The sequence below is a fragment of the Mameliella sp. AT18 genome, assembly GCF_028807275.1.
Classification (GTDB): Bacteria; Pseudomonadota; Alphaproteobacteria; order Rhodobacterales; family Rhodobacteraceae; genus Antarctobacter; species Antarctobacter albus.
Window position 1 is genome coordinate 1 of sequence record NZ_JARAMO010000315.1, and the last position, 15,380, is coordinate 15,380.

The following is a 15,380-nucleotide window of genomic DNA, read 5'->3' on the forward strand; positions in this document are numbered from 1 at the left end:
CCCCCGGAGTATTTTTGCCAAGAAGAAGCCCGGGGCATCGGCCCATGGCATGGTCCGATATGAAGAGAGGGCTGGCCCCGTTGCCCGCTCTCGGCTAAAGCGCGGACATGGATCATTTTCTGTACCGCGACGGGCAGCTCTATGCCGAAGACGTTCCGGTGGCCGAGATCGCGGCCGCCGTGGGCGCGCCGTTCTATCTGTATTCCACTGCGACGCTGGTCCGCCATTTCCGGCTGTTCGACGAGGCGCTGGACTGGGGTCCGCACCTTGTCTGCTACGCGATGAAGGCCGCCTCGAACCAGGCGATCCTGAAGACGCTGGCCGCCGAGGGCGCGGGCATGGACGTGGTTTCGGGTGGCGAATATGCGCGGGCCAAGGCAGCGGGCGTGCCGGGTGATCGCATCGTCTTTTCCGGCGTCGGCAAGACGGGGGCAGAAATCCGCGCGGCGCTGGAGGGCGGCATCCGCCAGTTCAATGTCGAGAGCGAGCCCGAGATGCGGGTGATCTCGGAGGTGGCCAGTGCGATGGGTGTCGAAGCGCCGATCACGCTGCGGGTGAACCCGGACGTGGATGCAAAGACCCACGCCAAGATCGCCACCGGCAAGTCGGAAAACAAGTTCGGCATCCCGATCGCCCGCGCGCGCGAGGTCTATGCCGACGCCGCCCGCCTGCCGGGACTGAAAGTCGTCGGCATCGACGTGCACATCGGCAGCCAGCTGACCCAGCTGGAGCCCTTCGAGCAGGCCTATACAAAGGTCGCCGAGCTGACCGAGGCGCTGCGCGCCGACGGGCATGAGATCACGCGTCTGGACCTGGGCGGTGGCCTGGGCATTCCCTACGCGCGTTCCAACGAGGCGCCGCCGCTGCCCACCGACTATGGCGCACTGATCCAGCGCACCGTGGGCCACCTGGGCTGTGAGATCGAGATCGAGCCGGGGCGCCTGATCATCGGCAACGCGGGGCTGCTGGTCAGCGGGGTCATTTACGTCAAACAGGGCGAGGGGCGGGACTTCCTGATTCTAGACGCGGCGATGAATGATCTCATCCGCCCGGCCATGTACGACGCGCATCACGAAATCGTGCCCGTAAAAGAGGCAGCGCCGGGCGCCGAACTCTCGCCCTATGACATCGTCGGACCGGTCTGCGAGACTGGCGATACCTTTGCCAAGGGCCGCCTGATGCCGCCCGTGGCGGCGGGGGACCTGGTCGCTTTCCGCTCTGCCGGGGCCTATGGCGCCGTGATGGCCAGCGAATACAACACCCGTCCGCTGGTGCCCGAGGTGCTGGTGCACGGCGATCAATTCGCGGTTATCCGCCCAAGGCCGACCTTTGACGACATCATAAATCGCGATACCATCCCCGAGTGGCTGTGAGGTATCCTCCTCGCAGGCTGACCCTGCGAGGAGCGATATGGCCCCGAACCGGACCGACATCCCCGAGATCTTCCGCACCCTGCGCTGGCCGCTGGTCCTGACCCGGCTTGGCATGGTGGCCGAACGGCTGGCACGGTCCTTCTGGCCGCTCTGGTCCATCGCCATCTTCGCGCTCGCCCTCTTGATGCTGGGCGTGCAGGACGAGGTCGCGGTGGAATGGGTCTGGGGCGCCGCGGCGTTGCTGGGCGCGGGCGCGATCTGGGCAGGCTGGTACGGCGTGCGGCAGTTCCGCTGGCCCTCTCGCGGGGCGGCGATGCTGCGACTGGACGGCACGCTGAGGGGCAACCCGATCCAGGCGGCTCTGGACACCCAGGCCATCGGCGGCGGCGATGCCTCGTCAACGGCGGTCTGGCGCGCGCACCAGAAACGCATGCGCGACCGGCTGGCCGAGGCGCGGGCGGTCGAACCGGATCTGCGCGTGTCGAAGAACGATCCGCTGGCACTGCGCTATGTCGCGCTGCTGGCGCTGTCGGTGGCCATCCTGTTCGGGTCTCTGGTGCGGGTGCAATCCGTGACCGGCATGGGCGCCGGCGGTCCCGACCTGGCACAGGGTCCGGCCTGGGAAGGCTGGATGCAGCCGCCGGCCTATACGCGTCTGCCCTCGGTCTACCTGAATGACATCACTGCGCCGGAAATCGACGTGCCAGAAGGGGCCGAAATCACCCTGCGCATGTACGGCGAGGTTGGCGCGCTGAGCGTGCGCGAAAGCATTTCCGGCCGCGACCTGAGCCCGGAAGAGGCACAGGAAACGGCGCAGGACTTTGCGGTTCTGAAATCCGGCGAACTGGCAGTGGATGGGCCCGGAGGGCGCGTCTGGCAGATCGCCATGATCCCCGATGCCGCGCCCGCCGTAAAACGCGATGGCGAGATCGAGGTCAGCTACGAAGGTGAGGCCCAGATCCCCTTTACCGCCAGTGACGACCACGGGGTCGTCATGGGCAAGGCGCGGTTCACGCTGGACCTGGCTGCTGTCGACCGGCGCTATGGCCGCGCGATCGAACCCGAACCGCGCGAAACCATCGAGGTGCCACTGCCGATGCCGGTGGCGGGCGACCGGTCCGAGTTCACCGAGGCGCTTGTCGGCAACTTCTCTCTGCATCCCTGGGCAAACCTGCCGGTGAAACTGTCGCTGGAGGTTCAGGACGGGCGCGGACAGAGCGGCCTGTCGGAACCGCAGTCGCTGACCATGCCCGGGCGGCGCTTTTTCGATCCTGTCGCCGCTGCGCTGATCGAACAGCGGCAGGCGTTGCTGTGGAACCGTGAGAACGCGGCCAACATCGCGATGATCTTCAAGACGATCCTGAACGAGCCCGACGACCTGTTCCGCAAGGATGTCGAGTACATGCGTCTGCGTGCTCTGGCCAAGCGGCTGGAGACGCTGGCGAAATACGGCGCCATCACGGACGAGAAACAGGACGAGCTGGCGCAGAAGATGTGGGACTTGGCGCTGGAAATGGAGGAAGGCGACCTGGACGACGCCCGCGAACGCATGGAGCGGGCGCGCGAACGGCTTGAAGAGGCCATGAAGAACGGTGCCTCGGACCAGGAGATTGCCGAGCTGATGCAGGAGCTGCGCGAGGCGACGCGCGACTACATGCGCCAGCTGGGCCAGCAGCAGGCCCGGGAGAACCCGGAAGGCCAGCAGATGAATCCGCAGGACATGATCGAGATGTCGCAGGACGACATCCAGCGCATGATGGACCGCATCCAGGAACTGATGGAGCAGGGCCGGATGGCCGAGGCCGCCGAAGCCATGCGCCAGTTGCAGGAAATGCTGGACAACATGCAGATCACCCAGGGACCAGGTGGCGGCGGACAGTCGCCGGGCGAACAGGCGATGGAGGGGCTGGCCGACACGCTGCGCGAACAGCAGGAACTGTCGGACGAGGCGTTCCGCGACCTGAACAACGGCCAGCGCGGACAGGGCCAGCGCCAGCCGGGCCAGGGGCCGCAGGGACAGGATCGCCAGCCCGGCCAGGGCCAGGCGGGACGTGACCCCGGCCAGGGGCAGGGCGGTGACGATCCCGCCAGCGAACTGGCCGAGCGCCAGCGCGCCCTGCGGGACGAGCTGAACCGCCAGCGTCAGGCGCTGCCCGGCCAGGGCACCGAGGCGGGCGAACGCGCCGCCGAGGCGCTGGAACGGGCCGAAGGTGCCATGGACGGTGCGGAACGCGCGCTGCGTGACGGTGATCTTGGTCGCGCGATAGACCAGCAATCCCGCGCGCTGGAAGCGTTGCGCGAAGGCATGCGTGACCTGGGCGAGGCGCTGGCACAGCAACAGCAGCAGCGCACCGGCGAACAGGGTTTTGCCGACGGCGGCGACCCGGGCGAGCAGCGCGACCCGCTGGGGCGGAACACCGGCAACACTGGCCGGGTCGGCACCGACGAGGGCCTGTTGCAGGGACAGGACGTCTATCGCCGGGCCGAGGAATTGCTGGGTGAGCTGCGCCGCCGGTCGGGTGAGCTGGACCGTCCAGAGGAAGAGCGCAACTACCTCGACCGGCTGCTGGAACGGTTCTGATCCCATAATCCGATTGTGCGCTTGCGCGCGCAGTTTGCCTCGGGCCCGGCCTTTGGCCGGGTCCTCGGGACGCCTCCGGCGGGAGTATTTTTTGCCAAGAAGAAGCCGGGGTCAGCTGTCGGGGTCGATCTTGCCGCGCAGGGATTTGACCTCGCCGCGCTGCTTCTTGGACTGGAGGCGACGTTTCTTTGACCCCAGCGTGGGTTTTGTGGGAATGCGGCGCTTGGGCTTTTGCGTAGCTTTCAGAACCAGTTCCGCCAGCCGGTCGCGGGCGATTTCGCGGTTGCGGGCCTGGCTGCGGGTGTCTTCGACCTGGATGACGACGGCGCCGTCCTTGGTCCAGCGGCGCCCGGCCAGCTTGCGCAGCCGCGTCTTGACCGCCTGTGGCAGGTTGGGGGAGCGTTCCGCCTCGAACCGCAGTTCGACGGCAGTGGAGACCTTGTTGACGTTCTGGCCGCCCGGGCCGGAGGCGCGGATGAATTGTTCGGTCAGTTCCCAGTCTTCGAGGCTGATTTGGTCGGTGATCCGCAACATGGGCTAGGACCTAGTGCAAAATAAAAAGGGCCGCCAGATCAGCGGCCCTTCGAGAATACGGAGGCGGGGCCGGTTAGGCTCTGCCAATTCGGGGGATCATCGCCCCAGGGGCTGCCCTAGAGCGCGCTCTCCCGAACTGTTCCGACACCTCTCTCCAATGCTTCTCTCGACACTGGATCACCTCCTTTCAGCTGTTGAAAACGCAAGATGATGGTGCCACGCACATGGCAAACCACAAAGTCTTTTTTGCGTCTCAAGCCAATTTTTGATTCTGCAGTGCCCGTGAAACGATCATCCGGAACGGGACCAGGGCCAGGAGGGCGAGGCTGAGTTTCACCATCCAGTCGGCCACGGCCAGCGAGACCCAAAGCGGTACCTCGGGTCCGACGCTCAGGAGAGGCAGCACTTCGTTGGCCCATGCGACATCGTTTGCCGGTTCGATCCAGGTCAGCGTGGAAGAAAAGGCAATGGTGAAGAAGATCGCCGTGTCCAGCGTCGAGCCGACCAGCGTCGAGGCCAGCGGCGCGCGCCACCATTTTCCCTGCCGCAGGCGGTCGAAGATCGCCACGTCCATCATCTGGGCGGTGAGGAAAGCCAGGCCCGAGGCGATGGCGATCCGCAGCGTCACCGCCGGGTAGGTGAACCCGTCGCCCTGCAGCAGGATCTGGGTGCCCACGAGCGAGCAGAAGACCCCGACGATGAACCCGACAAAGACCACCTGCCGCGCGGGGCCCGGGCCGTAGATGCGGTTCATCAAGTCAGTGATCAGGAAGGCCAGCGGATAGGTGAAGGCGCCCCAGGTCAGCCATTGGCCGAACAGGAACTGGACGAGGATGTTGGAGGCCAAGACAATGGCCGCCATGGCAAGAATGCCGGGAAGATGAGCGCGTGTCATGTGTGTGACCCGTTTTTTGCAAGGTTGCGGGGACTTGATCCGGAGAACCGGATTGCGGGGGCTTACAGGTGGCCCCGGTGCCGCGTCAAGGGGCATGGGGGTCAGTGGGTGACCCGGTACTCGACGAACTCGCTGCGCAGGAAGCTCTTGAAATTGTCGTCCGACAACATGGTGAGTCGGATCGCGCCGGTGGCGTCGCGCCACACCGCCAATCCTTCGAGATTGCCGTGTCTGTGGCGCGGCGTTTCCAGCAGGGTCTCTTCGCCGGCGATCCTGTCGCCGGTGATGACGAACCGCCGGACCCGGCTGCGAAAGGCGAAGCCGGTGAATTCGCGCTCCAGCAGGTAGAACCGCCCGTCGGGGCCGAAATCGGCGCCGACCGGGAGAAAGCCGCCCGAGCGTGGGATCGAGAACGGCTGGCTCCATCGGCTGCCGTCGAAACGCCAGACCGGGAAGGGCCGCGTCAGCCGGCCCGAGCGTTCGGGCAAGGTGTAGAGATGGCCCTTGTCGTCGATGGCCAGCGCCTCGAAGCCGGAATTGCCTTGGAGGGCGGCAAAGGCATCAGGTGTGGGCAATGGCTGGCTGCGATCCGGAGAGGGATAGGCGCTGACCCGGTGCCGCCCCTCGAACGAGACATGGATGCGTCCGTCAGGGCCAATCGCCAGGCCCTCGGAATCCGCCTCCAGTCCCAAGACAGGCGCGCCTTGCGGGTTGCGCAACGGGCCGGGGGTATCTTCCTCGATGGCGGTCAGTTTCGGGCCCTCGCGGTGAAGGCGCCCGGTGACGATGAAGCCGCGGTCGGAAATGGCGGTGAACCGGGCGCCGTCGTCGGACAGTTCCAGCCCGGAGAACCCGCCCATCCGGTGTGGCCCTGGGGGCCAGTCCAGATGGCTGATGAACTGCACCTTCGGGCCGACCTCTGCCGCGCAGGCGCCAAGGCCTGCGAGGCTGGCGCAGACCAGCGTCAGCGCCCGCAGGCGGCGAAACAGGCGGCGTGTCATGCGTGGGTCAGTTCGCGGCCAGCACGTCGGCACAGGCGCGCGGCAGATCGCCCAGCGTCAGCTCGCGCCGGGGCGGCGAAGGTTTGGCGTTGGGATCGGGCGGCGGCGGGTTCAGGATACGGTCGACCCAGCCTTCGGCCTCCTTGCAGCCGTCGCCGGGGGGCGGCGCCGCCTGGTCGACACAGCCCGCGGCGCCCTTGGGGCAGCTGAGCCGGACGTGGAAATGGTAGTGATGCCCCCACCAGGGGCGCACCTTGCGCAGCCAGGACTTGTCGCCCTTTTCATCGTTGCACATCTGTACCTTGGCGCCCGGGAAGATAAAGATGCGCGCGACGCGGGGATCGCTGGCGGCGGCCTTGAGGATCTCGTGGTGCTGTTTCGTCCACTTGTCGTTGGTATAGGCCCCTGCCGAGCGACGCATCGAGATCGACGAGATGTTTTCGCGCGCCTTGACCGAGAGGTTCAGGTTATCGGCGGGGCGCAGCCAGATATCGGCGTCCAGCCCGATCTGGTGGCTACGGTGGCCGGTCAGCATCGGGCCGCCGCGCGGCTGGCTGAAATCGCCCAGGTACAGGCCGTTCCAGCCCGGCTGCTGCGCGGCCTTGCGGCTGAGATCCTGAACGTAGTCGATCAGCTCGGGGTGGCCCCAGTTGCGGTTGCGGCTGAGGCGCATGGCCTGCCAGGTCGGCCCGGTTTCGGCCAGCTGAACCCCACCGGCAAGACAGCCCTTGGCATAACCCCCGAAGGGTTCGGCCTTTTGCGTCGAGGCCTGGCTCTTGGCGCCGAAAAGCTGCTTGGCCTCCTTGGAGGACAGCACCGGGTCCAGCGGACGGGCCGGAGCGCGGGCCCCGGAGATGTCACGCCCGCCGCCACCACAGGCAGCCAGGGCAAGGACAAGGGAAATGGTCGTAATGAAACGGATCATGCGGGTCTCTCTCCCTGCGGATGCACCCATGCTAGCAGAACGAGTCCGATCAGGAAAAGCCCGATCACCGGCAGAAAGCCCAGCTGGTTGGACTGTGTCACATAGGTGAACAGGGTGATGAGCGCGGGGGCCAGAAAGGCCGTGGCCTTGCCCGCCAAGGCAAACAGGCCGAACCCCTCCGCCGGGCGCGCGGGATCGCAATGGCGCACCATCATCGACCGCGACGCGGAATAGAGCGCGCCGCCGGTGCCGCCGATGATCGCGCCACAGATGTAGAAGATGATGTCCGGCACCAGCGAGCCTTCGGCCAGCGGCATCCCGAACAGGCTTTCGCGCGACATGCCCACGATCACGCAGCCGACGAGGATCAGAACCCAGATGCAGGTGCGGATCACGGGCTTGGGGCCGAACCGCTGATCCGCCAGCCCGCCGACCCAGGACAGGACCGCGGCCGCGATGGCGGCGATGATGCCGAAAACACCGACCTGGATCACCTGCCAGTCCAGCACCAGCGTCGCATAGATGCCACCATAGGCATAAAGCGCGGTCAGCGCGTCGCGGTAGAACAGCGAGGACAACAGGAAACTGCGGCAGGACTTGCGGCGCGAGACGCGCAGGATGGTCTGCCAGAGGTCTGCCAGCACCTTGCGCACGCTTTCCGGTTTCTTGCGTTCCAGCGGATCGTCGTGGTTCCAGGCGAAGAAGGGAATGAGGAAGATCGCGAACCACAGCCCGATGAAGGGCCCGACGAACCGCGTGCCCTCGCGTGCCTCGGCGTCCAGCCCGAATGGCGGGGAAAGTCCGATCAGGGTGGTGCCGCTTTCATTTTCGGCAAAGAACAACAACATGATGAAGAGCGACAGCACACCCCCCCAATAGCCAAAGGCCGTGGCGGTCCCCGAGATGCGGCCTACCTCTTCCTGTGTGCCGAGGCTGGGCAGGATCGCGTTGTTCAGGTTGAAGGCGGATTCGCTGGCCACAAAGCCGATCCAGAACATCGCGAGGGCAATGTAGAGCCCGCTGCCGTTCGGTTGCAGCTGCCAGAGGGTGAAGGCGGAAAGGATGGCGATCACGGTGAACAGCCAGAACCAGGGTCGCTTACGCCCGGTGGCATCGGCCCAGGCCCCCAGCAGAGGCGCGGAAAAGGCGATGACAAGGCCGGCGATGGTCTGGGCCGAGGACCAGAGGCTTTGCGCATTGGCCTTGGCACTGGCGGCCTCGGCGCCCTGGTTCATGAAATACTCGGCGGCGACGGCGGCGAAATAGGGGCTGAAGATGAAGGTCAGGCCAAGGGTCGCGTAGGGCTGTTGCGCCCAGTCGAAGAACATCCAGCCCCAGATGCGTTGCCGTTTCGTCGGATGTGCCATGCCTGCCCCTTTTCGGAATGGGGCGATAGAACCCATCGGCAGGGGGCGTGGCAAGTGGTTAACGACGGCGGGTGTTCCGAGGCTAGATAGCCGCTGGCTTCGTCACTTTTTCGTTGCAGGCGGCCATGGCCGTGCGTCTTCGGAGGCGATCCAGGTCTGCACCCAGTCGGGCAAAGCCGGGCTTGCCGCAGGCGCGCCCAATGCCGGGGCCGAGCGATCCGTGGTGACGATGCCCTTGGCGTCGGTCAGGGCGGCGCGATAGATCGCCTGGCTGGTACATTCGCCGTCCGCTCGCCACATCGACTGGTCGAGGTAGAGGAACCTGCGGTCCCAGCCCAGCATGCGCGAGTGCATCTCGACCTTGTCCCACATGCGGACCCGGCGCCGGTAGCGCACCACCGACCCGGCGATGGTCAGGCCCCAGCCTTCGCGTTTCAAGACGTCCACCAGGCCGGTGCGGATCGCCAGCGGGATGCGGCCAAGGTCATAGATCGTCAGGGTGCGGCCGTTGTTCAGCTCCCACCACAGATCGAGATCCCAGGGCATGCAGACGTGGGTCGAGACATGGGTATCGAAGAGGCCCAGTCGCGGGGCGCGGCGGGCTTGGCGGACGTTGCGGGCAAGACGCAGAAATGGGTACATGGGCAGGCTCCTTGGCCCGCGTGATGCTGCGCGCGCAAAGCCGCGTCAATCGGGACCTCGCGGCACACTTGTCCTTAAGTGTTTCTGCGCATACCTCTGGGCCGACCGGCACCACGAGGAAAGGCCCATCAGATGCAGTCGCTCTTTCAGATCCTGAACATGCTTCTCAGCATCGCGGTCTTCATCATCGTCGCCCATGTGATCATGAGCTGGCTGATCAACTTCCAGATCCTCAACCTGCGCCAGCCGATCGTCGCGGCGATCTGGGACGGGTTGAACCGGATCCTTGAACCTGTCTATTCGCGCATCCGGGGCATCCTGCCGCCGATGGGCGGGCTGGACCTGGCGCCGCTGATCACGCTGATCGGGGTCTACGCGCTGCAGATCATCCTGGCCAACAACGCCGGGTTTTTCTACGGGTTCTGATCCCGCGCGCGTCACGGTCAAAAGCCGCATATTGTGGTGGCTGGGGCTTGATTCACCGAATCTTAGTATGTGATTGTCTGGATTGAGAGCAGATCCAGACAAATCCGACAGGTTTTCCATGCCGCGCGATGCCGGGGGCGCCGAGGCGCTGTTGCAAGAGATTTTCGGCTTCGACGCCTTTCGCCCCGGCCAGGGCGAGATTGTCGAGGCCGTGGCCGCGGGTGAGAACGTGCTGGCCATCATGCCCACCGGCGGCGGCAAATCCCTGTGTTTCCAACTGCCTGCGCTGTTGCGCGACGGGGTGACGGTGGTGATCTCACCGCTGATTGCCCTGATGCGCGACCAGGTGCGGGGCCTGCGTGAGGCAGGCGTGGCCGCCGGTGCCCTGACCTCGGGCAACACGCCCGAGGAAACGGATGCGGTCTGGGACATGCTGCATTCCGGTGAATTGAAACTGCTTTACCTCGCGCCCGAACGGCTGGCCAATGGCGGCACGCAGCGGATGCTGGCGCAGGCGGGGATCTCTCTGATCGCCGTGGACGAGGCGCATTGCGTCAGCCAGTGGGGCCATGATTTCCGCCCCGACTACCTGCGGATCGGGGAATTGCGCCGCGCGCTGGACGTGCCGCTGGCGGCCTTTACCGCGACGGCGGATGTCGAAACGCGCGAGGAAATGGTCACGCGGCTCTTCGACGGACAGCCGCCGACGACCTTCCTGCGCGGTTTTGACCGGCCCAACATCCATCTCGCCTTTCAACCCAAGGACGGGCCGCGCGCCCAGATCCTGAAGTTCGCCGGTGCCCGCAAGGGGCAGTCCGGCATCGTCTATTGCGGCACGCGGGCCAAGACCGAAGGCATCGCCCGCGCCCTGCGCGAGGAGGGCCACGCCGCCTGTCACTATCATGGCGGGATGGAGGCCGATGACCGCCGCCATGTCGAGGAACGCTTTGCCACCGAGGACGGGCTGATCGTCGTTGCCACCGTGGCCTTTGGCATGGGCGTGGACAAGCCGGACATCCGCTGGGTGGCCCATGCGGACCTGCCCAAGTCGATCGAGGCCTATTACCAGGAAATCGGCCGCGCAGGCCGCGATGGCGCCCCGGCCGAGACGTTGACCCTGTTCGGCCCCGAGGACATCCGCCTGCGCCGTTCTCAGATCGACGAGGGGCTGGCCCCGCCGGAACGCCGCGCCGCCGACCACGGGCGGCTGAACGCGCTTCTGGGGCTGGCCGAGGCGCTGGGCTGTCGCCGCAAGGCGCTGCTGGCCTATTTCGGCGAAGAGGCCGGGGCCTGCGGCAACTGCGACCTCTGCGATACCCCGCCAGAGCTGTTCGACGGCACCGAGGCGGTGCGCAAGGCGCTTTCTGCCGCTCTGCGCACGGACGAAAGTTTTGGCGCCGGGCACCTGATCGACATCCTGCTGGGCAAGGAGACCGACAAGATCAAGCAACGGGGGCATGACGGCCTGCCCACTTTCGGTGTCGGCAAGGATCTCAGCCGCGGCCAGTGGCAGGCGGTGTTCCGTCAGATGATGGGCCATGACCTGATGCGCCCGGACGCGGAACGCCACGGGGCGCTTGTCATGACGGACCGGGCCCTGCCGATCCTGCGCGGCGAGGAGGCGATCCAGCTGCGCAAGGATGCCGTCGTCCGCGCGACGGAGCGCCGCCCGGCGGTCAAGGCCCTGGTCAGCGAGGAACACGCGCCCATGCTCTCGGCGCTCAAGGCCAAGCGGCGCGCGCTGGCAGAGGCGGCGCGCGTGCCCGCCTACGTGATCTTCGTCGACCGCACCCTGATCGAGATGGCCGAGACCCGTCCCGCCAACATGGACGAGCTGGCCCGGATTTCCGGCATCGGCGCCAAGAAGCTGGAACGCTACGGGGCAGAATTCCTCGAGGTGCTGAACGGCGGGTCCGAAGAGATGCACCCGCGCCGGCGCAAGCTGGCGGCGCGGGGGACAGGGGCGGTTTACGATGCATTGATGGCGGCCCAGGCCGATCTGCTGCGCGGTCCCGACGGCACCGACAAGCCGCTGTCCTGTTCCGCCTCTTTGCTTGCCAAGCTGGCAGAGCGTCCGCCCCATAGCGAGGACGCGCTGTGCCAGGCGCTGGGCGACAAGCGGGCGGAACGGTTCGGCCCGGTCTTCTGGTCGGTGCTGCAGGAAAACGCGGGCTGACAGGCCCGGCTCTGGACCTTGGCGGGCGGGCAGACTACCTCGGGGTCACTGGAAGTGATGGAGGCGGATGGTGCTTGTCGTGATCTCTCCGGCCAAGCGGCTGGACTGGGCGGAACGGACGGTCGAGATGACCAAACCCGCGTTCGAGGAAGACGCACAGCGTCTGGCCAAAACGGCCCGGAACCTGAGCCTGAAGGACCTCAAGGGCCTGATGGACCTGTCGGATGACCTCGCGCGGCTGAACCGCGATCGTTTCCGCGCCTTTACCGACACGCCCGGCCCCGAGGACCTGCGCCCCGCCGCGCTGGCCTTTGCCGGGGACACCTACCTGGGGCTCGAGGCGGGTTCGCTCGACCCCGAGGAAATGACCTGGGCGCAGGATCACCTGCGGATCCTGTCGGGGCTTTACGGGGTGCTGCGCCCGCTGGACGCGATGCAGGCCTACCGGCTGGAAATGGGTTCGCGGCTGAAGACGCGGCGCGGCGGCAACCTGTATGACTACTGGCGCGACCAGATCGCCAAGGCGCTGCGTGCGCAGGCCGAGGCGCTGGGGACCGACGTGCTGGTCAATTGCGCCAGCCAGGAATATTTCGGCGCCGTGCCGGAAAAGCCCCTGAAGCTGCGGATCATCACGCCGCAGTTCATGGAGGACAAGCCGGGCGGCCCCAAGATCGTCAGCTTTTTCGCCAAGCGGGCGCGCGGGTCGATGGCGCGCTACATCATCCAGCGCCGCCTGACGGACCCTGACGGCCTGCTGGATTTCGACCTTGGCGGCTATGTCTACCAGCCGGACATGTCAGAGCCGGATCGCCCGGTCTTTCTGCGCCCGGCAGAGGCCGGCGCACAATCGGCCTGAACGCCGGTCAAGAGACCGCGTGCCGCGATTTCTGCGGCGCGTAAAGATCGAATTTCTCGGCCAGCGCGGCCTTGCGCAGTGGCTTGGTCAGGTAGTCGTTCAAACCGGCCGCCAGGATGCTCTCGCGGTCGCCGCTCATGGCATGGGCGGTGACGGCGATGATCGGCACCTGCGGGCCGCCGTTTTCCAGCGCCCGGATCTCGCGCGTGGCCTGTTTGCCGTCCATGCGCGGCATCGAGATATCCATGAAGATCAGGTCCGGCCGCCGGTCGCGATAGGCCTCGAGCGCCTCGATCCCGTTGTTGGCAAAGCGCAGGGTGACGTTGAAATCCTTGGCCATCTTGCGAAAGACGAGCTGGTTGGTCTTGTTGTCCTCGGCCACCAGTACGTCCAGCGGACCGCCCGGTTCCGGCGAGGCAAGGGCAGGGGGCGCACCTTCGGCCGGGTCCCGGGGGCCGGGGCTGTCACCTTCGGGGTAGTGGGCGACGCCGATCTTTTCCAGGGCGGCAAAAAGAGCCCGGCGCGGCACGGGTTTCTGCAGGACGGCGGCGATGTCCAGGCCCGGACGTCGGGCGACCTGGGCCGGATTGTCGGCCATCAGGATGACCGGGATATTGCGCCCTCCGCGGGTGACCTGGGCGGCGAGATCCTGGCCGCTCATGTCGGGCAGGTCCTGTTCGATCAGCAACAGGTCGGGGCGCTGGGCCATGTGGTCGATGGCCTCGTACCCGGTTTTGCAGAAATCCGCGCTCAGCCCGATGATCCCCAACTGTTTCGACAGGATCTCGCGGTTGACGTTGTGATCGTCGACGACCAGCACCCGTGACAGGTGGCCGGGCAGGCGGGCTGTTTCGAAGACGGCGGGTTCCTCGGTTGGCAACAGGATGCGCAATCCGAAACAGCTGCCCTTGCCCAGGTCGGATTCCACCCAGACCTCGCCGTCCATCAGCTCGACCAGCCGTCGGGTGATCGCCAGGCCCAGGCCCGTGCCCTCAAACGTGCGGTTGCGCTCATCCTCGACCTGGTTGAACTCGCCAAAGACGTGGTCGACCTTGTCGGGCGGAATGCCGATGCCCGTATCCTCGACCGTGATGTGGATGGACGAGGCGTTTTCATCCCCCGGCACGCCGACGACCCGCACAAGGACGTGGCCCTGGATGGTGAATTTCACCGCGTTGCCCAAGAGGTTGGTCAGGATCTGTCGGACCCGCCCGGCATCGCCGATGAAACGGGTCGGCAGGAACATGTCGTAGTCGACCAGCAGCGAGATTTCCTTGTCCCGCGCGGTGGGTTGCAACAGCATCACCACCTCGTGGATGGCGCGTTCAAGGTCGAAGGGCGCGGGGTGCAGTTGCAGCTTTTCGGCCTCGATCTTGGAATAGTCGAGGATGTCGTTGATGATGACCAGCAGCGCCTCGCCCGAACTGCGGATCGTGTCGGCATAGAGCTGTTGTTCCTCGCTCAATTCGGTGTCCATCAACAGGTCGGCCATGCCGACGACGCCGTTCATGGGGGTGCGGATCTCGTGGCTCATGTTGGCGAGGAAGGCGGACTTGGCGCGGTTGGCGGCCTCGGCCCGGATGGTCGCCTCTTTCAGTCGCTCCTGGTCCTGCTTGATCTGGGTGATGTCGACCCGCAGCCCGACGAGGCCACCGTCGCGGGTGCGTCTTTCGTAGACCCGCAGCCAGCGACCGTCCTCCAGCTGCTGTTCCAGTTCGGTCTCGGATTGGCGGTGCACGAGCAACCGTTCCTCGAGCCAGTCCTCCTCGCGCCCTATGGCCTCGGCGTATTGCTTGCGGTCCAGCCCGTAGCGCAGGATTTCCTCGAAACTCGCGCCGCGCCGCATGGCGGGGGCGCTCTTGGCGTAGATGTCCTTGTACTGCTGGTTGCACATCAGCAGACGGTCTTCGGCGTCGTACATGACAAAGCCGTCGGGCATTTCCTCGACCGCGGACCACATGCGCATCAGCCCGGTGATGTCGACGCCCAGGCTGACGATCCCGCCATCCGGGAGGCGCCGGTCACGGATCTTGACAAAGCGGTTGTTCCACAGGCGCAGCGTCTCGTTCGGGATCGGGTCCATGTCCCAGCGGGCGCGCATCCGGTGGGTCCAGTCGTCCGGGTGTTCGCCCTGCGGATCGACGATGCCTTCCTGGATCAGCACCTTGAGCACATGTTCATAGGAAGCGCCGGGCGCGATGCTTTCCACCCCTTCGAAGACCTGCAGGTAGGCGGGATTGGCCAGTTCCAGGCGCAGGTTCTCGTCGTACATGGCAAAGCCGTCGCGCATGGTTTCCAATGCGCTCCACAGCTGTTCGGTGACCACCTCGATCTTTTGCGTCGCCTCGCCCAGCTGGTGCATGACGCGCTGGTTCTCGTCCCGGACAACCTTGACCTCGGTCCGGGTTTCCTGAATCTCGTTGCGCAGTTCCAGCGCGTGTTTGCCCAGGCGGCGGTTGGCCTCGAACAGTTCAGCCTGCTTTTGTTCCAGAAGTCTTTCCGCAGCCAGCCGTGCGCGCCGTTCCGCGGCCAGGCGATCGGCCATTTCCATCCCGGGCTCTCCTTTCAGACCCCGGGACTCTTGCCCCGGCGAGGTGAACATCT

The 15,380-nt window shown here is 66.0% G+C and carries 12 protein-coding genes; 5 read left to right on the top strand and 7 right to left on the bottom strand.

What is annotated here, in order from left to right:
* Positions 1-107 precede the first annotated feature (107 nt).
* The gene (gene lysA / locus PVW46_RS26665) at positions 108-1,373 is read left to right on the top strand and encodes a diaminopimelate decarboxylase (protein WP_069211241.1); all 1,266 of its coding nucleotides are present in this window, start codon (positions 108-110) and stop codon (positions 1,371-1,373) included.
* 37 nt (positions 1,374-1,410) lie between these two features.
* The gene (locus PVW46_RS26670) at positions 1,411-3,954 is read left to right on the top strand and encodes a DUF4175 domain-containing protein (RefSeq protein ID WP_069211242.1); all 2,544 of its coding nucleotides are present in this window, start codon (positions 1,411-1,413) and stop codon (positions 3,952-3,954) included.
* A 111-nt stretch (positions 3,955-4,065) separates the two neighbouring features.
* Here PVW46_RS26670 and arfB read toward each other — a convergent pair whose 3' ends face one another.
* The 6 genes from arfB to PVW46_RS26700 form a co-directional block, all read right to left on the bottom strand.
* On the bottom strand, positions 4,066-4,488 hold the full coding sequence (gene arfB, locus PVW46_RS26675) for an alternative ribosome rescue aminoacyl-tRNA hydrolase ArfB (protein WP_043143077.1): 423 nt from the start codon (positions 4,486-4,488) through the stop codon (positions 4,066-4,068).
* Positions 4,489-4,741: 253 nt separating this feature from the next.
* On the bottom strand, positions 4,742-5,383 hold the full coding sequence (locus PVW46_RS26680) for a queuosine precursor transporter (RefSeq protein WP_069211243.1): 642 nt from the start codon (positions 5,381-5,383) through the stop codon (positions 4,742-4,744).
* 101 nt (positions 5,384-5,484) lie between these two features.
* Positions 5,485-6,384 carry an esterase-like activity of phytase family protein gene (locus PVW46_RS26685; protein WP_083242478.1) on the bottom strand — a complete coding sequence of 300 codons (900 nt, stop codon included), beginning with the start codon at positions 6,382-6,384 and terminating at the stop codon, positions 5,485-5,487.
* A gap of 7 nt (positions 6,385-6,391) precedes the next feature.
* Positions 6,392-7,309, bottom strand: coding sequence for a penicillin-insensitive murein endopeptidase (gene mepA / locus PVW46_RS26690; RefSeq protein ID WP_069211244.1), 918 nt, complete (start codon positions 7,307-7,309; stop codon positions 6,392-6,394).
* Positions 7,306-8,676 (bottom strand): MFS transporter, encoded by a 1,371-nt coding sequence (locus tag PVW46_RS26695; RefSeq protein WP_069211245.1) that lies wholly within the window; start codon positions 8,674-8,676, stop codon positions 7,306-7,308. The genes mepA and PVW46_RS26695 overlap by 4 nt, the downstream gene beginning before the upstream one ends.
* 102 nt (positions 8,677-8,778) lie before the next feature.
* The gene (locus PVW46_RS26700) at positions 8,779-9,318 is read right to left on the bottom strand and encodes an acyl-CoA thioesterase (protein ID WP_043143082.1); all 540 of its coding nucleotides are present in this window, start codon (positions 9,316-9,318) and stop codon (positions 8,779-8,781) included.
* Between the two features lie 132 nt (positions 9,319-9,450).
* Here PVW46_RS26700 and PVW46_RS26705 point away from each other — a divergent pair, with 132 nt between their 5' ends.
* The 3 genes from PVW46_RS26705 to yaaA all read left to right on the top strand — a co-directional run bounded on the left by PVW46_RS26705 (position 9,451) and on the right by yaaA (position 12,776).
* Complete coding sequence (locus PVW46_RS26705; RefSeq protein ID WP_069211246.1) at positions 9,451-9,744, top strand: YggT family protein; 294 nt, start codon at positions 9,451-9,453, stop codon at positions 9,742-9,744.
* A 118-nt stretch (positions 9,745-9,862) separates the two neighbouring features.
* On the top strand, positions 9,863-11,920 hold the full coding sequence (recQ, locus tag PVW46_RS26710) for a DNA helicase RecQ (protein ID WP_069211247.1): 2,058 nt from the start codon (positions 9,863-9,865) through the stop codon (positions 11,918-11,920).
* A 70-nt stretch (positions 11,921-11,990) separates the two neighbouring features.
* A complete protein-coding gene (gene yaaA, locus PVW46_RS26715) occupies positions 11,991-12,776 on the top strand; it encodes a peroxide stress protein YaaA (protein WP_069211294.1) in 786 nt (261 codons plus the stop codon).
* 7 nt (positions 12,777-12,783) lie between these two features.
* Here the strand turns inward: yaaA and PVW46_RS26720 are convergent, their stop codons facing one another.
* Positions 12,784-15,327 carry a hybrid sensor histidine kinase/response regulator gene (locus PVW46_RS26720; protein ID WP_069211248.1) on the bottom strand — a complete coding sequence of 848 codons (2,544 nt, stop codon included), beginning with the start codon at positions 15,325-15,327 and terminating at the stop codon, positions 12,784-12,786.
* Positions 15,328-15,380 lie beyond the last annotated feature (53 nt).